The 17,033-nt window shown below is 71.7% G+C and carries 22 protein-coding genes; 16 read left to right on the forward strand and 6 right to left on the reverse strand.

The features are described 5' to 3' along the window. Positions 1 to 23: 23 nt before the first annotated feature. The 4 genes from DLJ59_RS12400 to DLJ59_RS12415 all read left to right on the forward strand — a co-directional run bounded on the left by DLJ59_RS12400 (position 24) and on the right by DLJ59_RS12415 (position 2,780). The gene (locus DLJ59_RS12400) at positions 24 to 872 is read left to right on the forward strand and encodes a sulfurtransferase (protein WP_124772652.1); all 849 of its coding nucleotides are present in this window, start codon (positions 24 to 26) and stop codon (positions 870 to 872) included. Between the two features lie 2 nt (positions 873 to 874). Further along, on the forward strand, positions 875 to 1,195 hold the full coding sequence (locus DLJ59_RS12405; RefSeq protein WP_124772653.1) for a DUF1416 domain-containing protein: 321 nt from the start codon (positions 875 to 877) through the stop codon (positions 1,193 to 1,195). Between the two features lie 191 nt (positions 1,196 to 1,386). After that, positions 1,387 to 1,845 (forward strand): winged helix-turn-helix domain-containing protein, encoded by a 459-nt coding sequence (locus tag DLJ59_RS12410; protein ID WP_124772695.1) that lies wholly within the window; start codon positions 1,387 to 1,389, stop codon positions 1,843 to 1,845. Positions 1,846 to 1,916: 71 nt separating this feature from the next. Further along, the gene (locus DLJ59_RS12415) at positions 1,917 to 2,780 is read left to right on the forward strand and encodes a hypothetical protein (RefSeq protein ID WP_244235983.1); all 864 of its coding nucleotides are present in this window, start codon (positions 1,917 to 1,919) and stop codon (positions 2,778 to 2,780) included. Positions 2,781 to 2,799: 19 nt separating this feature from the next. On the opposite strand, the gene DLJ59_RS12420 is transcribed toward DLJ59_RS12415, so the two are convergent. From DLJ59_RS12420 to DLJ59_RS12430, 3 genes are all read right to left on the reverse strand, one after another. Then, complete coding sequence (locus DLJ59_RS12420) at positions 2,800 to 4,854, reverse strand: amylo-alpha-1,6-glucosidase (RefSeq protein ID WP_124772654.1); 2,055 nt, start codon at positions 4,852 to 4,854, stop codon at positions 2,800 to 2,802. Then, positions 4,851 to 5,231, reverse strand: coding sequence for an SCP2 sterol-binding domain-containing protein (locus tag DLJ59_RS12425; protein ID WP_124772655.1), 381 nt, complete (start codon positions 5,229 to 5,231; stop codon positions 4,851 to 4,853). The genes DLJ59_RS12420 and DLJ59_RS12425 overlap by 4 nt, the downstream gene beginning before the upstream one ends. Before the next feature lie 79 nt (positions 5,232 to 5,310). Next, positions 5,311 to 5,685 (reverse strand): DsrE family protein, encoded by a 375-nt coding sequence (locus DLJ59_RS12430; protein ID WP_124772656.1) that lies wholly within the window; start codon positions 5,683 to 5,685, stop codon positions 5,311 to 5,313. Between the two features lie 12 nt (positions 5,686 to 5,697). On the opposite strand from DLJ59_RS12430, the gene mtfM reads away from it, so the two are divergent. Continuing rightward, on the forward strand, positions 5,698 to 5,802 hold the full coding sequence (mtfM, locus tag DLJ59_RS37880) for a small membrane protein MtfM (RefSeq protein ID WP_030327764.1): 105 nt from the start codon (positions 5,698 to 5,700) through the stop codon (positions 5,800 to 5,802). Positions 5,803 to 5,807: 5 nt separating this feature from the next. After that, on the forward strand, positions 5,808 to 6,395 hold the full coding sequence (locus tag DLJ59_RS12435) for a heme-binding beta-barrel domain-containing protein (protein WP_279635746.1): 588 nt from the start codon (positions 5,808 to 5,810) through the stop codon (positions 6,393 to 6,395). A 17-nt stretch (positions 6,396 to 6,412) separates the two neighbouring features. Here DLJ59_RS12435 and DLJ59_RS12440 read toward each other — a convergent pair whose 3' ends face one another. Continuing rightward, positions 6,413 to 7,291: an aminotransferase class IV gene (locus tag DLJ59_RS12440; RefSeq protein WP_124772658.1), complete on the reverse strand. Its 879-nt coding sequence runs from the start codon at positions 7,289 to 7,291 to the stop codon at positions 6,413 to 6,415. Between the two features lie 69 nt (positions 7,292 to 7,360). On the opposite strand from DLJ59_RS12440, the gene DLJ59_RS12445 reads away from it, so the two are divergent. The 4 genes from DLJ59_RS12445 to DLJ59_RS12460 all read left to right on the forward strand — a co-directional run bounded on the left by DLJ59_RS12445 (position 7,361) and on the right by DLJ59_RS12460 (position 10,803). Next, positions 7,361 to 7,789 (forward strand): Fur family transcriptional regulator, encoded by a 429-nt coding sequence (locus DLJ59_RS12445; protein ID WP_091402843.1) that lies wholly within the window; start codon positions 7,361 to 7,363, stop codon positions 7,787 to 7,789. Further along, the gene (ygfZ, locus tag DLJ59_RS12450; protein ID WP_124772659.1) at positions 7,786 to 8,898 is read left to right on the forward strand and encodes a CAF17-like 4Fe-4S cluster assembly/insertion protein YgfZ; all 1,113 of its coding nucleotides are present in this window, start codon (positions 7,786 to 7,788) and stop codon (positions 8,896 to 8,898) included. The genes DLJ59_RS12445 and ygfZ overlap by 4 nt, the downstream gene beginning before the upstream one ends. Before the next feature lie 23 nt (positions 8,899 to 8,921). Then, positions 8,922 to 9,749 (forward strand): beta-keto acid cleavage family enzyme, encoded by an 828-nt coding sequence (locus DLJ59_RS12455; RefSeq protein ID WP_124772660.1) that lies wholly within the window; start codon positions 8,922 to 8,924, stop codon positions 9,747 to 9,749. 94 nt (positions 9,750 to 9,843) lie between these two features. Beyond that, complete coding sequence (locus DLJ59_RS12460) at positions 9,844 to 10,803, forward strand: asparaginase (protein WP_124772661.1); 960 nt, start codon at positions 9,844 to 9,846, stop codon at positions 10,801 to 10,803. Positions 10,804 to 10,936: 133 nt separating this feature from the next. On the opposite strand, the gene DLJ59_RS12465 is transcribed toward DLJ59_RS12460, so the two are convergent. Then, the gene (locus tag DLJ59_RS12465) at positions 10,937 to 11,734 is read right to left on the reverse strand and encodes an alpha/beta fold hydrolase (RefSeq protein WP_208648655.1); all 798 of its coding nucleotides are present in this window, start codon (positions 11,732 to 11,734) and stop codon (positions 10,937 to 10,939) included. Between the two features lie 112 nt (positions 11,735 to 11,846). Between DLJ59_RS12465 and DLJ59_RS12470 the strand changes: the two genes are divergently transcribed. From DLJ59_RS12470 to DLJ59_RS12495, 6 genes are all read left to right on the forward strand, one after another. Next, the gene (locus DLJ59_RS12470) at positions 11,847 to 12,446 is read left to right on the forward strand and encodes a helix-turn-helix domain-containing protein (protein ID WP_124772663.1); all 600 of its coding nucleotides are present in this window, start codon (positions 11,847 to 11,849) and stop codon (positions 12,444 to 12,446) included. Next, positions 12,443 to 13,072: a hypothetical protein gene (locus tag DLJ59_RS12475; RefSeq protein ID WP_124772664.1), complete on the forward strand. Its 630-nt coding sequence runs from the start codon at positions 12,443 to 12,445 to the stop codon at positions 13,070 to 13,072. Before DLJ59_RS12470 ends, DLJ59_RS12475 begins: the two co-directional genes overlap by 4 nt. Positions 13,073 to 13,142: 70 nt before the next feature. Continuing rightward, positions 13,143 to 13,457, forward strand: a complete 315-nt coding sequence (locus DLJ59_RS12480; RefSeq protein WP_124772665.1) for a DUF2516 family protein — start codon at positions 13,143 to 13,145, stop codon at positions 13,455 to 13,457. Next, positions 13,454 to 14,341: an alpha/beta fold hydrolase gene (locus DLJ59_RS12485; RefSeq protein WP_124772666.1), complete on the forward strand. Its 888-nt coding sequence runs from the start codon at positions 13,454 to 13,456 to the stop codon at positions 14,339 to 14,341. The genes DLJ59_RS12480 and DLJ59_RS12485 overlap by 4 nt, the downstream gene beginning before the upstream one ends. An 11-nt stretch (positions 14,342 to 14,352) precedes the next feature. Next, positions 14,353 to 15,090, forward strand: a complete 738-nt coding sequence (locus DLJ59_RS12490; protein ID WP_124772667.1) for an alanyl-tRNA editing protein — start codon at positions 14,353 to 14,355, stop codon at positions 15,088 to 15,090. 55 nt (positions 15,091 to 15,145) lie between these two features. Beyond that, the gene (locus DLJ59_RS12495) at positions 15,146 to 16,060 is read left to right on the forward strand and encodes an SDR family oxidoreductase (RefSeq protein ID WP_112639996.1); all 915 of its coding nucleotides are present in this window, start codon (positions 15,146 to 15,148) and stop codon (positions 16,058 to 16,060) included. Here DLJ59_RS12495 and DLJ59_RS12500 read toward each other — a convergent pair. After that, positions 16,051 to 17,019: a helix-turn-helix transcriptional regulator gene (locus DLJ59_RS12500; protein ID WP_124772668.1), complete on the reverse strand. Its 969-nt coding sequence runs from the start codon at positions 17,017 to 17,019 to the stop codon at positions 16,051 to 16,053. The two genes, DLJ59_RS12495 and DLJ59_RS12500, sit on opposite strands and share 10 nt — an antisense overlap. Positions 17,020 to 17,033 lie beyond the last annotated feature (14 nt).

Here is a 17,033-nt window from a genome sequence, read left to right on the forward strand (position 1 = left end):
CATCCTCACCAGGGAGTGATTCGATGAGTCGCGACACCGCACTCGTTTCGGCCGAGTGGGCCGAGAAGAACCTCGACGCCCCGGGCGTCGTCTTCGTCGAGGTCGACGAGGACACCTCGGCCTACGACACCGGCCACATCGCCGGCGCTATCAAGATCGACTGGAAGACCGACCTTCAGGACCAGGTCCGCCGGGACTTCGTCAACAAGACGCAGTTCGAGGCGCTGCTCTCCGAGCGGGGCATCAGCAACGACGACACCGTGATCCTGTACGGCGGCAACAACAACTGGTTCGCCGCGTACGCCTACTGGTACTTCAAGCTCTACGGCCACGGCGACGTGAAGCTGCTCGACGGCGGCCGCAAGAAGTGGGAGCTGGACGCCCGCCCGCTCGTCACCGACCAGGTGTCCCGCCCGGCGACGCAGTACGTCGCGCAGGAGCCGGACACCTCCATCCGGGCCTTCCGTGACGAGGTCGTCGCCGCGATCGGCACCAAGAACCTGGTCGACGTGCGCAGCCCTGACGAGTTCGCCGGTCGCCTGCTCGCCCCCGCCCACCTGCCGCAGGAGCAGGCCCAGCGGGCCGGCCACATCCCCACCGCGATCAGCGTGCCGTGGTCCAAGGCGGCCAACGAGGACGGCACCTTCCGGTCCGACGACGACCTGCGCAAGATCTACGGCGACGCGGGGCTCGACGACGGCAAGGAGACCATCGCGTACTGCCGGATCGGTGAGCGCTCGTCGCACACCTGGTTCGTGCTCCAGGAGCTGCTGGGTCACCGCAACGTCAAGAACTACGACGGCTCCTGGACCGAGTACGGCTCGCTGGTCGGTGTGCCGGTCGCGCTCGGTGACGAACCCGGGGAGGCCTGATCATGACTCTCCCCGTCGCTGCGGGTTGCGCCGCACCGGATCAGGCCGCGCCACTGCCGGCCGGCCTGGATCTGGAGAAGGAGACCGTCATCACCGGCATCGTCCGCTCCGCCGACGACGAGCCGGTGCCGGGCGCGTACGTCCGGCTGCTCGACTCGACCGGTGAGTTCACCGCCGAGGTGGTCACCTCGGCCGCTGGGCAGTTCCGGTTCTTCGCCGCGCCGGGCTCCTGGACGCTGCGGGCGTTGTCCCGGCACGGCAACGGCGACACCCCGGTCACTGCCGGCCGAGGTGTCAACGAGGTTGCCGTCACCGTCGCCTGACCCACTGCTCTGATTGACCGGGGCCGGTCACCCTCCTGGGGTGACCGGCCCCGGTCGTTTCCCCGCAGGGGCGACGCGCCGGGGGAGGTGCCGAATTCATCGGCATGCGTAACTATCTACAGGTGGAATTCAGGGATGAAAGTGGCGTGTCCGACGAAGGGATCCCCATCGTCCTCTGTGTGGGCACGGACATGTCGATGCGGGAGCGGGTGCTGAGCGAACTCGACGGGCTCGCCCTGGTGCTCAGCTGCGCCGACCTGGCCGAGCTGCGCGAACTGCTGGCGTCACCGATGGGCCTGACGTCGGTCGGTCCCACAGTCCCTCCGCCCACCGCCGCGCAGGGTCTGGTCGAGTGGGGTGGACTGGCCGTCGACCGGGTCGGAAACCGGGTCACCTGGCGCGGCGACCCGCTCCCGCTGGCCCCCGTCGAACGGGAGCTGCTCACCCTGCTCATCGGCCCGCCGCTGGTGGTGTGGAGCTACGAACAGCTCTGCGCCTCAGCGCTCGGTGGCGCGGACACCGCGGCTCTGCGGTCCACGATCAAACGGCTTCGCCGCAGGTTGCGGGGCCTGCCGGGCGGGCCACAGGTGCACACCGTGCGGGGGATCGGCTATCGACTCGACCGGTCGCCCCGGCTGAAGGAGCACTGACCCACCGTCGCCCTGCCCTGCCGACCGGCTCCGCCGCCGACCCGGCGGCGGGCGCGTGACACCATGACCGGGTGAGCGGTGCTGTCCAGACGGGTTGGGCCTCTTCGGCCGGCCCCGCCGCGCCGGCGCCGGCCGGGTCGCGGCGGCGTTGGCTGCTGGCCGCGACCGTGGCCTGGGTCCTGTTGCTGGCCGGGCTCACCTGGATGTCGGTGCGGGACGACCCGCCGACCGTGCGCGAACAGCGGTCCCTGGATCAGGCCGGCCCGGTGGTCGACCGGGCGGTCGGCGAGCTGGCCCTTGCGGCCGGTGCTGCCGGTCTGCTGGAGCTGGGCCCCGCGCGGGTCGCGTCCGGCTGCCGGGTCACCCCGTTCGACGACGGGGCGAGGCTGCGGCGCGAGGTCGGTGTACTCGTGGCCACCGGTGACGAGCGGGCCGTGCTGGCCGGCATCGCCGAGCGGCTACCGGCGAGCTGGCGGGCCGGGGTCGGGCCCGGGGTGGACGGCCCCGAGCTGCGGGCCGACGCCGGAGAATTCGTGGCGGTCGAGGGGCGGCCGACCGCTGACGGCCGGGTGCGGCTGATCGTCGACACCGGTTGCCGGCCGGTCGGCACCGGCTACCGGTCGACCCCGGCCACCACAGTAGGCCCGGAGGCCGAAGCGCTGAGCGCCGCGCTGCGGGCACTCGACCGGCCGGCCGACGCCGCGCCGGAGCTGGTCACCGCGCCCTGCCCGGGCGGCGGGTTCGCCCGCACCACGCGGTCCGCGAACGGTCTCGACCCGGGGGCCTCGACGGCCGCACTCGCCCCGCTGGCCGGCAACGCCCCACTGCTGGACCAACCCCCGGTGTACGCGTACCGCACCGGTGCCGTCACGGTGCTGGCCGAGATCGGCCCGGACGCCACCCGACTGGCCGCCACCGTCGGCTGCCCGGACTGAGCCGGGCAGGGGGCCCGGGTCAGCCGCCGCCCGGCTGATCCTCGGGGCCACGGCTGCGGCCCAACGCGTCGACCATGCCCCACCGGCCAGGGATGTCCAGCAGCTCGACCCGGCCCATCCCCGGTGGCACGGCCGGGTCGATGATCAGGTGCTCGCCCTGCGGCTCCAACCCCAGCATCACCCGGAGCAGCAGCAGTGGGGTGCCGGTCGACCAGGCTTGCGGGCTGCACGCGGTCGGGTACTCCACCGGGTAGTCGGTGAGGTCACGGGCGTAGCCGGCGAAAGCCTCCGGCAGCCGCCCCTCGAAGTACCGGGACGCGGCCAGCATCGTGTCGCAGAGCAACCCGGCCTCCTCCCGGAAGCCGTACCGCCACAACCCCCAGGCGATGATCGAGTTGTCGAACGGCCAGACCGTGCCCACGTGATAGCCGATCGGGTTGTACCGACCCTCGTCCGCGGCGAGCGTCCGCACCCCCCAGCCGGAGAACAGTCGTGGCCCGAGCAGGTGCTCGACCACCTTGCCGGCGCGCGACTCGTCCACGATGCCGCTCCACAGCAGGTGCCCGATGTTCGAGGTCAGCGCGTCCACCTGCCGGCCGTCGGCGTCCAGCGCGAGCGCGTAGTGCTCCCGCTCGGGGATCCAGAAGTCGCGGTCGAACCGCCGTTTCAGGTCGGCGGCCTCCCGCTCCAGCCTGTCGGCGAACTCCGGGTCGTTCCAGAACTTCCGGGCCAGCCGGGCGGCCCGGATCTTCGCGTCGTACGCGTAGCCCTGCAACTCACAGGTGGCCCGGGGGAAGCCGGGCAGCTGGCCGTCGGCGTACGAGATGGCGTCCCAGGAGTCCTTCCAACACTGGTTCTGCAGGCCGGTCTCGGGGTTGCGGGTCTGGTACCAGAGGTAGCCGGTGCCGAGCAGGTCACCGTAGGTGTCGATCCACTTCAACGCCGCGCGGACCTGCGATTCCAGCCGGCGGACGAGTGCGGCGTCACCGGTCCACAGTTCATACTCGTCGATCAGGATGATGAACAGGGGTGTCGCGTCGGCCGATCCGTAGTACGGCGAGTGGGGCTGCTCCTCGAAGCCGGCGGTCTCGCCGTACCGCAGCTCGTGCAGGATCTTGCCGGGTTCCTCGTCCCGGAAGTCGTCCACCCGGTGACCCTGTAGCCCGGCCAGCATCAGGATGGTCGGCGGGACCAGCTCCGGCAGGAAAGGCAGCACCTGCAACGAGGTGATGATGCTGTCCCGGCCGAACAGGGTCATGAACCAGGGCAGCCCCGCGGCGATCAGCCGCACGCCCAGGGCGATCGATTCGTAGCGCAGTGCGGCCAGATCGTTGAGGCTGCGCCGGTACGCCCCGGCCAGCGGCTCGCAGTCGCAGCCGAGCTTCGGCGCCCGGTCGATCAGCTCCTGCTGCTCGGACCGGATGGCGTCGGCGCTGCGGCTGCCGCCGTACGGGAGGGTGGCCCGGATGTCCTCGCTGCGGGCCCCGTAGACGATGCTGGACACGTGCAGCCGGGTGGCCCACCTGCCGTTGCGGGCTATCCGGATCCGGAAGGTCATCCCGGTGTCGTCGACAATTGCCGGCTCGGTGGTGTTGACCACCATCTCCCGGTGGAACGCCTCCCGCCGGTAGGCCGCCCGCAGCTCGTTCTCGGCGACCGTGACGGTGGTCCGGCCCCGCTTCCGCCGAGCATTCTTGATCTCGAACAGGTCGGCGAAGTCTGCCCCGATCTCGATTCGGAGGGTGCACTCGACCTCCGCGCCGAGGTGGTTCAGCACGGTCAGCTCCTCCTCGAAGCTGCCCACTATCGCCCGGCTGCGGATCACCGACGCCTTCGCGTCCAGGTAGTGCGTGGGTTCCCCGGGGGCGAGGAAGAACGTGGTGCGGTACGACTCGGCATCGTCGACGGAGAGGGCGTGCAGCCGTTGGCCGTCCAGGGTGAGCACCCAGGTGGACAGGAAGCGGGTGTCGAACGAGAACAGCCCGGTAGGGAAGTCGTAGGACGGCTCGATGTCCCCACGCCGGTCGCTGACCAGGAAGGTGTTGCCGTCCAGAATGCTGACGAGGTCCCTCATCGCAGTCGCCCGGCTGCTCGACGGGCCGTCTCGCGGGGGTCACGGGTGCCGGGCGGGTCCGGAAAGAACCGCCGGAAGGCGAGGAAGAGCACCACGTTTCCGCTGAACGTGCTCTCGTTGCGCAGCACCGCCGCGACCCCTTGGGCCTCGCCGGTGATCAGCCGGTCGAAGAGGGCGGCGCTGCTGTACCAGATGGCGTCGGCCGGGCCGCGCTCGCGGCTGACCCGCACCGACCCGGGTCGCATCCGGACCAGCCAGTGTTCGGTCCGGTGGTCGTCGCCGAGGTCGATCTGGAGGGTGCCGTCGGCCAGGCCACCCAGGACCTCCGGGGCGCGGGACGGCAGTGCTTCGAAGAACCTCTCCGCCGCCTCGGTCACACCCGAATCGTAGGCAGTCGTCCGAGATGTCGGGTCGGTATCGACACCTCGCTCGGATCGACCCACCGCCGCCGTGCGGTCAGTAGACGAGCGCCTGCGCGCCCTCGGCCAACGCCTCCTCGACGAAGACCGCGGCACCGGCGATCCGGACCCCGGGGAGTACGTCGTCCGGGCCGATCTCCCGTCGGGCCGCGCACTGCGTGCAGGCGGTCACCCGGCCACTGGTCAGGATCACGTGCAACAACTCGGCCAACGGTGCGGAGTGCGGCAGGTCGAACTGCTGGGCGCGACCCGGCAGGGCGAACCAGGTCGACTCACCGGTCAGCCAGAGCGAGACGTCCACCCCGGCCGCCACCGCCGTCGCGGCGACGGTGAATGCCTGCGCGCACCGCTCCGGGGCGTCCGCCCCAGCGGTGACCTTGACGACGAGAGTGCGGGCCATGTGGCCCAGCATAGGATGGCCGGGATGGTTACCGAGATCGGGTTTGTCAGCCTGCTGGTCGCTGGCCTGGGCGGGCTCGCCGGTGGCCTCGTCTACCTTGCCGTAAGGATTTCGAGAGGACGCTGGTGACGCCTGTGAGCGAGAACCCGCTGCAGCCGCCGTGGCTGAACGCGCCGCCGGTCGAGGAGTACCCGTTCGAGGAGAGCCACGACCTGCGGGTCGGGCCGAAGCTGCACCCCGCGCTGGATGCCCTGTTGCCGTACATCGGTCTGTGGCGTGGTCGGGGCAAGGGCGGCTTCCCCACCATCGAGGATTTCGACTACGCGCAGGAGATCCGGATCAGCCACGACGGCCGGCCGTTCCTGCATTACGAGTCGCGTGCCTGGATCCTCGACGAGCAGAGCAAGCCGGTCCGTCCGGCCGGTCGCGAGGTCGGCTGGTGGCGGCCGGTGCTGGTCGATGGGCGGGCGACCGACGAGTTGGAGGCGCTGCTGACCACCCCGTCCGGGGTGATGGAGCTGCACCTGGGCAAGCGCACCGGCACGCAGGTCGAGTTCGCCACCGACGTGGTGATCCGGACTCCGACCGCCAAGGAGGTCACCGGTGGGCACCGGCTCTTCGGCATCGTCGAGGGTGCGCTGCTCTACGCCCAGGAGATGGCCGCCATGGGGCACGGGCTCAGCCCGCACCTCTCGGCCCGGCTGGTCCGGGTCGGGGGCTGACCTCGACGGGCGGCTGACTAGCCGGGGAAACCCAGCAGGGCTTGCAGGGCGGGGGTGCGCGGGCAGTGGTCCCGGCGCACCCCGTCCAGCATCCGGACCTCGACGAGCCCGCGTACCGAGGAGCTGAACCAGACCCCGTCGGCGTCGTGCAGCTCGGCGGGCGTGACCATCCGTTCGGCGGCGCTCAGGCCGAGCTCGTGGGCGTGGGCGAGCAGCCAGGCCACTGTCGTGCCGGGCAGGATGCCGGTGCTGGCGGCCGGCACGGTGCAGAGGGTGTCTCCGGTGAGCCACACCACGTTCGCGATCGGCCCCTCCAGGGCGTACCCGTCCGAGGAGACCCAGAGCACGTCGTCCACCCCGGCCCGGTGGGCCCAGCGGCGGGCGGCGCTGTTGACCGCGTACGAGGTGGATTTGATGCCGGCGGGCAACCAGTCGAGCCCGGTCCGCGCGTCGGCGGGCACCCCCAGCGGCAGGATCGCCACGGTGATCCCGGTGCGGCGGGCAGCCCGCGACGACGCGGGCACCTCGGTCAGTGTGGCGTAGACCGTAGGCGGGCCGCCGGCCTCGGAACCTCGGGTGCAGACCAGCCGTAGCGCGCCCTCCACCTCTGCCGACCAGCCCGCGCGCGCCGTGTCGAGGAGGTCGATCAGCGCGTCGGTGGGAGGCAGGTCCAGGTCGACGGCGGCCGCCGCCGTGGCCATGCGGGCCAGGTGCTCGTCGCGCAGCCACGGCCGGCCCTCGCGCAGATGCATGGACTCGAAGAGCCCGTCGCCGCGCAGGACGCCCAGGTCGTCGCCGCGGAGCACGGGCTCGTCGGCCGCGATGAGCCCCCGCCCCAGCACGGCGATCCGTGTGCCCGGAGAAGCCGGGGCATTGCCGGCGGACGACGTCACCATGACCGCCGAGCGTAGCGGCGACCGGTCGCTCGCACGGGGTCGGTGCGAATGCCGAACTATGATCGGACCGTGTCCGAATCCTCCCTCGCGGAAATGCTGCGGGCCCGTGGGCTGCGGCTGACGGCCCAGCGGCAGCTTGTCCTCCAGGCGGTGCTCGATTTGGGCCACGCCACACCGGAGCAGGTGCACACCGCGGTCCGGGAGGTCGCCGCCGGCGTCAACATCACCACCATCTACCGCACGCTTGAGCTGCTGGAACGGCTCGGTCTGGTCACCCACACGCACCTGTCGCACGGTTCACCGACCTATCACGCCGCCGGTGAACACCAACACGTCCATCTGGTCTGCCGGGAGTGTGGCGCGATCGACGAAATCGATCCGGAGCTGCTCCGCCCCCTCGCCGACCAGTTGGCCGCGCAGCGCGGGTTCCGGGTGGACATCGGGCACGTGTCACTCTTCGGCGTCTGCGTACGCTGCGAGAACGGGGACGAAAAATGATCGACATCGCGGGTGCGGTGGCCGTCGAGAGCATCGACGAGGCCAGCCGCGACCAGCCGGATCCGGCGCACGTCGCGGCCGGCGTGCGGGGGGTGGCCGCGCACTACGGCGACCCGCTTCGTGAGCAGCGCACCCTCGACACGGAGGTCGGTCTGGTCGACCGGTCGCATCGAGGGGTCATCGCGGTGCCCGGGGAGGACCGGGCCGGCTGGCTGCACACGATCACCTCGCAGCACCTGAACACCCTCTCCGCAGGCGAGGGCACCGAGTTGCTGGTGCTGTCGCCGCACGGCCACGTCGAGCAGCACGCCATGGTCGCCGAGGACGGCGAGACCGCCTGGCTGGACACCGAGCCCGGTGCTACCCAGGGGCTGCTGACCTACCTGGAGAAGATGCGGTTCTTCAGCAAGGTCGAACCACGCGACGCGACGGCCGAACGGGCGCTGTTGTCGCTGGTCGGGCCGGGGGCCATGGAGGCGCTCGGTACGCTCGGCGTGACCGGGCTGGCCGCACCGGACGTGGTCGCGGTGCCCGGTCCGAAGTTCGCGCACGGTGCCGTGCCACAGCGGGCGAGCGTTCAGTACGACGTGAAACCGCTGCCGATCGGCGGCTGGGCCCGACGTGGCCTGCTCGGGGTGGACCTACTGGTGCCCCGGTCGGCGATGGACCAGGTGGTGGCGGAGTTGCGCGGTGCCGGCGTGCCGGTGGCGGGGCTCTGGGCGTACGAGGCGATCCGGGTGGCCGCCCGGCAGCCTCGGGTCGGGGTGGACACCGACCACCGGACCATTCCGGCCGAGGTCGATCTGATCGCCCCGGCGGTGCATCTGGACAAGGGTTGCTACCGGGGCCAGGAGACGGTGGCGCGGGTGCACAACATGGGCCGGCCGCCGCGTCGGCTCGTACTGCTGCACCTGGACGGGGTGACCACCGATCAGCCGCCGGTGGCCGGTACGCCGGTGACCCTCGATGGCCGGGCGGTCGGCTTCGTCGGCACCGCCGTGCTGCACCACGAGCTGGGTCAGGTCGCCCTCGCGGTGCTGAAGCGGAACGTCCCGGACGACGCCGCGTTGCTGATCGGCGAGACAGCGGCGGCGATCGACCCGTCCTGAGCGGGCCGTCTAGGATCGCCGGCATGACGACAGGGACGTTGATCACGGTGGCCCCGACCGGCGCTGAGTCGGCCAAGGCGGAGGTGCCGGCGCTGCCGGTGACCCTCGACGAGTTGCTGCTCACCGCCAAGGAGTGCGAGGCGCTCGGCGCCGCCGTGATCCACGTCCACATCCGCGACGACGAGGCCCGGCCGACGCTCGACCCGGTGCGGCTGGCCGACACGGTGGCGGCGCTGCGGGAGAGCACCGATCTGATCGTGCAGCTCTCGTCCGGCGGCGCGGTGACCGACCCGGAGGCCGCCCGGCTCGCCGTCCTCGATGCCCGTCCGGACATGGCCTCCTGCACCATGGGCACTGTCAACTTCGGCGACGACGTCTTCCTCAACCGCTGGGAGTTCATCGTCGACCTGCACACCCGGATGCAGGAACGCGGGATCGTGCCGGAGTACGAGATCTTCGACCTGGGCCACCTGTCCGCGTTGCAGCGGTTGCTCGGCAAGTACGGGCTGCCGGCTGGCGGGCACGTGCACGTCGACTTCGTGATGGGCGTGCCGGGCGGCATGCCGGGCACCACGGAAACCCTGGTCGCCGCCCACCGGATGCTGCGGGACCTGCCCGAGGGCACCACCTTCTCGGCCACCGGCGTCGGTCGGAGCACTCTTCCGGTGCTGTTGGCCTCGCTGTCGGCGGGCGGGCACCTGCGGGTCGGCATGGAGGACACCGTGACGTACGCGAAGGGCCGCCCGGTGGAGTCCAACATGCAGTTGGTCGCCCGCGCGGTGGGTTTCGCCCAGCTCGCCCAGCGCCCGCCGCTGACCACCACCGAGGCCCGCGAGCTGCTCGGGCTGTAAGGCCGGGTCTGTCCCGCGCTCCTGTCACCCGGGCGATGGATCTCCTGGTCACCCCGGTGCCGGGCACCCCCGGACCGTCGGTACCGTCCAGCGCGTGACGAAGACGTACGAGGGCGGCGCGCCGCTCGCCGAGGTGGTCCGGTCCGGGTTCGTGGAGGGTGCGCACCGCGGTTCGGTGGTGGTGCTGGACTCCGACGGTGTCGCGGTGGCGTCCGCCGGGGACGTGGCCTCGCCGATCTTTCCCCGCTCGGCCAGCAAGCCGATGCAGGCGATCGGGATGCTCCGGGCGGGCCTGGCGCTGACCGACCCGGCCGACGTGGCGCTGGTCTCGGCGAGTCACGCCGGTGAGGAGTTCCACCTGGCCCGGGTCGGTGCCCTGCTGGAGCGCGCCGGGCTGGACGCGTCGGCGCTGCACTGCCCGCCTGACCTGCCGGTGGGCGCTGCGGCCCGGGAGGCGGTGCTGCGTGCCGGTGGCGGTCCGAGCCGGGTGCAGATGAACTGCTCCGGCAAGCACAGCGGAATGCTGCTGACCTGCGAAGCCGCCGGTTGGCCACGGGAGGGTTACTGGCGGCCGGAGCACCCGCTGCAGCAGCGGTTGCGGGCCGCCATCGAGGAGTTCACCGGCGAGCAGGCGGCCGCGGTGGGGGTCGACGGCTGTGGTGCCCCGGTGCTCGCGGTGTCGCTGACCGGCCTGGCCGGGGCGTACCTCCGGTTGGTTGACGCCGAGCCCGGCTCGGTGCCGCGCAGGGTGGCCGACGCGATGCGGGCGTACCCGGAGATCGTGGGTGGCACCCAGGCCGACGACACCCGGCTGATGCGTGGTGTTCCTGGGTTGCTGGCCAAGGTCGGTGCCGAGGGTGTGATCGCCGTGGCGCTGCCGGGTGTCGGCGCTGTCGCGCTGAAGATCGACGACGGCGCCGACCGGGCGCGGATGCCGGTACTGGTCTCCGCGCTGCGTCGGCTCGGCGTGGACGCCCCGGTGCTGGCCGAGTACGAAGAGGTGCCGCTCTTCGGCGGCGGGTTGCCGGTCGGGGCGGTCCGCCCCCTCTGGTGATGCCACCGGCCCGCCGGTCTTCGGTGCGGCGGCCCTACTCGGCGGCCGACGTCTGATCGAGCGCTATACCTCACGGGTGTGAATATGACTGTGAGGTATAGCGCTCGTCGCGGCGTCAGCCCCGTCGCGCGGGCTAGCTCAGGAAGTCGAGCAGTGCGGCGTTGACCGGCTCCGGACGCTCCAGTGGGAGCAGGTGCGCGGCGTCCGGCACGTCGGGCAGTCGTACCGCGCCCGGGACCTCGGCGGCGATCCGGTCGGCGAGTCGACTGATGTCCGGCACGTCCGCGGCACCGGCGGTGACCAGGACGGGGATCTTCAGCTCGCCGAGTCGGCCGATCGCCGGTGGCGTCAGCTCGCCCACCTCGACCGCGCCGAGCGCCAGCTCGGCGGCGAGGGCACGCTGGTCCATCTCCTGGGCGAACGCGACCAGCTCGGGGTCGACGTCCTGCGGCTGGCGTCGAGGGCCGACCACCCAGAACCGCACCTCTCCGGCCGCGCCCGCGACGAAGTCGTCGGGGTCGACCTCTCCGACCAGGTCGTCCCAGAGGTCGTTCGCCTCGTCGGACCACTCGTTGCCGGAGACAGCCGTGTCGAACAGCGCGAGCGCGCTCACCCGGTCGGGGTGGGCCAGCGCGGTGTCGATGGCGACCGCCCCGCCGAAGGAGCAGCCGACCAGGGCGGCCCGGGGAAGGTCGAGCGCGTCCAGCAGCCCGGCCACGTCGTCGTGGTGCGTGAACGGGGCCGGGGGGAGCTCCGAGTCGCCGTAGCCGCGCAGGTCAGGGACGATCACCCGGTGCCGGGTGGCGAGCGCGGACAACTGCCCCCGCCACATCCGCCGGTCGGCGATGCCGGCGTGCAGCAGGACGACGGGTGAGCCGGTGCCGGCCTCGTCGTACGCGATGCTTGCTCCATTGACTGTGATCTTGTGCACGAACGGACCGTACGGATCGGTCGAGCGGCGCGCAAACGGGATGCTGAGACCTTGCTAACTATGGCTAGCGTTTTGCTTGCAGGAGTTAGCGCCAGCGATTAGCGTCGCTGCCATGGCCACACCCAAGGACCTTCCCGACGTCGGCGGGTTCATCCGCGATCTGCGGCGCAACGCCAAGATCTCGCTACGGCAGCTCGCCGAGCAGGCGGGGGTCAGCAACCCTTACCTCAGCCAGATCGAGCGCGGCCTGCGCAAGCCCAGCGCCGAGGTGCTCCAGCAACTGGCGAGCGCGCTACGGGTCTCCACACCGGCGATGTACCTGCGCGCCGGTCTGCTCGACGACAAGGAAGGCCACGGGGTGCTCGCCGCCATCGCCGTGGACGCCGACCTGACGATGGCGCAGAAGCAGTCGCTCAGTCAGATCTACGAGACGTTCCGCCGGGAGAACACCCGGCTGGCCGAGGCGCAGGCCGAAGCCGAGGCGGCCCAGGCCGAAGCCGGGGCAGCTCAAGCCGCGGACCAGCCGGCCAGTCAGGCCGCCGACCTGGCCAATGTGGCCGCCACCGGCCCCACCACCGTGGGCGGCACCCCGACCGAGGCCGTGCTCGAGTCGGTCGCCGTCACCGAGGCGGGCACCGCCCCCGCCCCGGGCAGCACCAGCATCCCCCAGAAGAAGAAGGCCGCCGACGCGGCCGAAGAGGAGACGTCATGAGCGAGCCGAAGACCAACCGCATCCCCGCCCCGATCTACGCCGCAGCCGGCGCCGGTGAGCTGGCCATCGAGCAGTTGCGGAAGCTGCCTGCCATGGTCGGCGTGCTCAGCACCCGGGTCGTCGCCGACCTGGGCGGTCGGGCCGTGCTGACCGGCTTCGAGCTGAAGCAGAAGGCCACCGAGACGCTGCGTACCGCCAACGAGACCGCCGACCTGGCGAAGCTGCGCGAGGTGACCGACATCGACAAGCTGCGCGCCGCCGCGACCCGCAACGCCGCCCTGGTGGTCGCGGGCGCCCAGGTCGCCCAGGAGCGCGCGTTCGCCGCGTACGGCGCGCTGGTCGCCCGAGGCGAGCGGGTCGTCGGCACCGGCGTGCTGGAGGCCGCCGAGACCGTCAACGCCGACATCGAGGCCACCGAGGCCGTGACGCCGGCCACCACCACCCCGGCCACGTCGGCCGCGGCCCCCGTCGACATGCCGACCCCGGCCGACGTGGCCGAGCTGGCCGAGGCCAAGCCGGCCGCGGTCAAGAAGGTCGCCCGCGCGCCCAAGGCCGTCAAGCAGGCCGAGACCCCGTCCGCGAAGCTGCCCCGGGCCACCAAGCGGACCCGCCCGGCCGCCGAGTAGCTCCTCGGTCGACGACCCCGGCGGCGTCCTTGTCGGACGCAGCCGGGGTCGTGGACATAAACTTGCCGACATGGCCAACGCCGCGCCGCTCTTCGCCTTTGCCGTCCGTGAAGTGATCGAGCTGATCCTGCTCGTCTTCGCACTGATCATCCAGGGCGTCGCCCTGGTGCACGCGATCACGCAGCGCTCTGATGCCTTCCCCGCCATCGGCACGCTGCCCAAGGGTGGCTGGATCGCCATCCTGGCGGTCTGCCTCGTGCTCACGCTTCTCGGCTTCGGTCCGATCAGCCTCTTCGGACTGGTCGGCATCGCCGCCGGTCTGATCTACCTGCTCGACGTCCGGGTCGGTCTGCGCGACCTGAGTGACGGCAAAGGGTTCTGGTGAGAGGTTTTCGCTGGCCGCCCCCACCCGACAGTGGGCCCCGCACGTGGGGGCCCGGCCCGGGTGGGCCACGTACCGGCCGGCCGGCGCTGCCGGAGCCGGAGACCGAGCTGGTCACCACCCCGCACGGCGTACAGCTGGAGCGGCTGGTCACCGGCACCGGTGATCCGGTCACCGTCTTCGCCCACGGGCTGGGCAACGGCATCGCCACCACCCGCCCGTTCGGCAGTGGGGTGAACGGCCGCAAGGTGTTCTTCCAGTTCCGCGGGCACGGCCGTTCCGAAGCCCCGGACGGGCCGTGGGACTACCTGGACCTGGCCCGGGATCTGCGGGCGATCGCCGATCTCGGGGGCGCCAGCCGGGCGTTCGGCGCGAGCCTCGGCGCGGGTGCCCTCTGCCGACTCGTCGCGGAAAGCCCGGAGCGTTTCGACAAGCTGGTCTTCTTCCTGCCGGCGGTCCTCGACCAGCCGCGCGGGCCGGCCGCCCGGGAACGCGTCACCGACCTGCTGGAGGCGGTGGAGAGCGGGGACGCCTCGGCGGTCGCCGACATCGTCACACTGGAGTTGCCCCCGGCGGTGCGCAACACCCCGGCCGGCTGGGCCTACCTGCGGCAACGGCTCGACCAACTGCTCCGCGACGGTCTGGCCGACGGTCTGGCCACGCTCACCGATCAGACACCGCTGCGCCAGATCGGTGACCTGGCGGCGGTCACCGCGCCAGCGCTGGTGATCGGTTGCGCGGGCGACGACCTGCACCCGGTCGACATCGCCGAGCGGCTCGCGGCAGCCCTGCCCCAGGCCACCCTGCACGTGTACGACCGGCCCGGCGTGCTCTGGTCGGAACGCGCCGATCTGCGGGACCGCATCTCCGGCTTCCTGAACGAGTAACCTGCCCTGTCATGGGCGTCACACAGCACGGCCGGACGCACCGGCTGGACCTTGCCGACCCGACACTGCGCGAATGGACGTGCACGGTCCTGCACTCCGATGCGGAGCAGGGCATCGTGCTCGACCGTTCGGCGTTCTACCCGGGCGGCGGTGGTCAACCACCTGACCACGGCGTGCTGCTCTGGCAGGGCGTGCAGACCCGGATCGTCGGCACCCGCAAGGGCGACGACCCCTACCTGGTTCCCGCCGAGGGTGACCCGCTGCCGCCGGTCGGCACCGCTGTCGTCGGAGCGGTGGAGGACGAGCGCCGCACCCGGTTGATGCGTACCCACTCCGGGTTGCACGTGCTCTGCGGTGTGGTGTTCCGCGACTTCGGCGCGCTCGTCACCGGCGGCAACATGGAGCCGGGCGAGGCCCGGATGGACTTCAACCTCCCCGAGGTGCCCCCGGACTTCAAGGCCCGCATCGAGGAGCTGGTCAACGCCGAGGTGGCCGCCGACCGCTCGGTCGCCACCCGGGTGCTGCCGCGCACCGAGGCGCTGGCCCTGCCGGACATCATCCGCACCCAGTCCAATCTCATCCCGCCGGATGAGCAGGAGGTCCGGATCGTCGACATCGTCGGGCTGGACGTGCAGGCCGACGGCGGCACCCACGTCGCCTCCACCGCCCAGATCGGGAAGGTGCAGGTGGTCAAGGTGGAGAGCAAGGGTCGCGCCAACCGCCGGGTCCGGGTCCGACTGGTCGACTAGATCGAGTCCCGAATTCGGACGTCGGTTGTCAGGTATTCCTGACAACGTCGCAGGCATGACGCAACCGCTCACAGGAAAGATCGCGCTCGTCGCCGGTGCCACCCGTGGTGCCGGCCGACAGATCGCCGTTCAGCTCGGCGCGGCCGGTGCCACTGTCTACGCCACCGGTCGCAGCACCCGGGCCGGCCGTTCCGAGATGGACCGACCGGAGACCATCGAGGAGACCGCCGAGCTGGTCAGCGCGGCCGGCGGCACCGGCATCGCCGTTCAGGTCGACCACCTGGTGCCCGAGCAGGTCCGCGACCTGGTCGCCCGGATCGACGCCGAGCAGGGGCAACTCGACGTGCTGGTGAACGACATCTGGGGCGGCGACCCACTGGTCACCTGGGACAAGCCGGTCTGGGAGCAGCCGCTCGACGCCGGCTTCCGTACCCTGCGACTGGCCGTCGACACGCACATCATCACCAGCCACTTCGCCCTGCCGCTGCTGATCCGCAAGCCGGGCGGACTGGTGGTGGAGATGGGCGACGGCACCAAGGCGTACAACGACGAGAACTACCGACTGTCGGTCTTCTACGACCTGGCCAAGGTCTCGGTCAACCGGCTCGCCTTCAGCCAGGCCCACGAGCTGAAACCGCACGGCTGCACGGCGGTGGCGCTCACCCCCGGCTGGATCCGCTCCGAGGCGATGCTGGAGCACTTCGGCGTGACCGAGGAGAACTGGCGCGACGGTGCTGCCACCGACCCGAACTTCCTCATCTCGGAGACCCCGGCCTTCGTCGGCCGGGCGGTGGCCGCGCTCGCCGCCGACGAGGAGAAGGCCCGCTGGAGCGGAAAATCCGTCGATGCCGGCACGCTGTCCAAGGTGTACGGGTTCACCGACCTCGACGGCAGCCAACCCGAGGGGTTCCGCTACATCACCGAGGTGGTCGACGCGGGCAAACCGGCGGACGTGACCGGCTACCGGTAGAGCGCCCCGAGGCGGTCGGCCGCCTCGGCCAACAACTGCCGCAGCTCGGGTGGGTCGAGGACCTCCACCTCGGGGCCGAGCCCCAGCAGTTGCTGGTACGCCACCGGGACCGACTCGACGGGCAGCCGCGCCACCACCCAGCCCTGCCCGTCGGGTTCGCTGGCGGCGGCGACCAGGTCGTCGTACACGAAGGGGGCATCGACCAGGTGCCGGAGCCGGCGCAGGCCGGCGGGGCTCAGCCGGACGGTGACCTCGGCCCGCAGCATGGTCCGCAGGAACGACCCGGCCTGCTCGCGCCAGTGCCCGGCCAGGTCGAAGCCCTCGTCGCGGTCGAAGTGCTCGTCGCCCACCTCGACCCCGGTGACCCGGTCCACCCGGTAGGTGCGCACATCGTCGCCGACCCGGCCGACCAGATACCAGACACCGCTCTTGAGAACCAGGCCGTACGGCTGGACCCGGCGGGTCACCTCCCGGTCGCCGCGTCGGTAGCGCAACTCCACCACCCGGTCGCCCCAGACCGCTCGGGCCAGCGCCGACAGCCAGAGCGGTGGTGCGGTCTCCCGGAACCAGCCCGGCGCGTCCAGGTGGAACCGCTGCCCGGCGCGGGCCGGCGCGTCGCGCAGGGCGGGTGGCAGCGCGGCGAGCACCTTCAGTTCGGCGGACGCGACAGCGTCGGCGAGCCCCATCTCGCCGGCCGGCCCGGGCAGCCCGGCGAGGAACAGCGCTTCCGCCTCGTCCCTGGTCAGCCCGGTCAACCGGGTGCGGTAGCCGCCGAGCAGGCGGTAACCGCCGGCCCGCCCCCGGTCGGCGTAGACCGGCACGCCCGCCGCGGAGAGCGCCAGCACGTCCCGATAGACGGTCCGCTCGGAGACCTCCAGCTCCCGAGCCAGCTCGCTCGCGGTCATGGATCCGCGCGACTGCAACAGCAACAGCAACGAGATCAGTCGGGACGCACGCACCCGCCCATCCTGCC

It is taken from the genome of Micromonospora inaquosa (genome assembly GCF_003857055.1).
Classification (GTDB): Bacteria; Actinomycetota; Actinomycetes; order Mycobacteriales; family Micromonosporaceae; genus Micromonospora; species Micromonospora inaquosa.

Excerpts from the sequence above, each read along its gene's own strand:
- DLJ59_RS12480 (WP_124772665.1), top strand. The coding sequence starts at position 13,143 with ATGGCCAACGCCGCGCCGCTCTTCGCCTTTGCCGTCCGTGAAGTGATC.
- DLJ59_RS12495 (WP_112639996.1), top strand. The coding sequence starts at position 15,146 with ATGACGCAACCGCTCACAGGAAAGATCGCGCTCGTCGCCGGTGCCACC.
- mtfM (WP_030327764.1), top strand. The coding sequence starts at position 5,698 with ATGGTTACCGAGATCGGGTTTGTCAGCCTGCTGGTCGCTGGCCTGGGC.
- DLJ59_RS12475 (WP_124772664.1), top strand. The coding sequence starts at position 12,443 with ATGAGCGAGCCGAAGACCAACCGCATCCCCGCCCCGATCTACGCCGCA.
- DLJ59_RS12430 (WP_124772656.1), bottom strand. The coding sequence starts at position 5,685 with ATGCTGGGCCACATGGCCCGCACTCTCGTCGTCAAGGTCACCGCTGGG.
- DLJ59_RS12405 (WP_124772653.1), top strand. The coding sequence starts at position 875 with ATGACTCTCCCCGTCGCTGCGGGTTGCGCCGCACCGGATCAGGCCGCG.
- ygfZ (WP_124772659.1), top strand. The coding sequence starts at position 7,786 with ATGATCGACATCGCGGGTGCGGTGGCCGTCGAGAGCATCGACGAGGCC.
- DLJ59_RS12490 (WP_124772667.1), top strand. The coding sequence starts at position 14,353 with ATGGGCGTCACACAGCACGGCCGGACGCACCGGCTGGACCTTGCCGAC.
- DLJ59_RS12455 (WP_124772660.1), top strand. The coding sequence starts at position 8,922 with ATGACGACAGGGACGTTGATCACGGTGGCCCCGACCGGCGCTGAGTCG.
- DLJ59_RS12400 (WP_124772652.1), top strand. The coding sequence starts at position 24 with ATGAGTCGCGACACCGCACTCGTTTCGGCCGAGTGGGCCGAGAAGAAC.
- DLJ59_RS12410 (WP_124772695.1), top strand. The coding sequence starts at position 1,387 with ATGTCGATGCGGGAGCGGGTGCTGAGCGAACTCGACGGGCTCGCCCTG.
- DLJ59_RS12420 (WP_124772654.1), bottom strand. The coding sequence starts at position 4,854 with ATGAGGGACCTCGTCAGCATTCTGGACGGCAACACCTTCCTGGTCAGC.
- DLJ59_RS12440 (WP_124772658.1), bottom strand. The coding sequence starts at position 7,291 with ATGGTGACGTCGTCCGCCGGCAATGCCCCGGCTTCTCCGGGCACACGG.
- DLJ59_RS12470 (WP_124772663.1), top strand. The coding sequence starts at position 11,847 with ATGGCCACACCCAAGGACCTTCCCGACGTCGGCGGGTTCATCCGCGAT.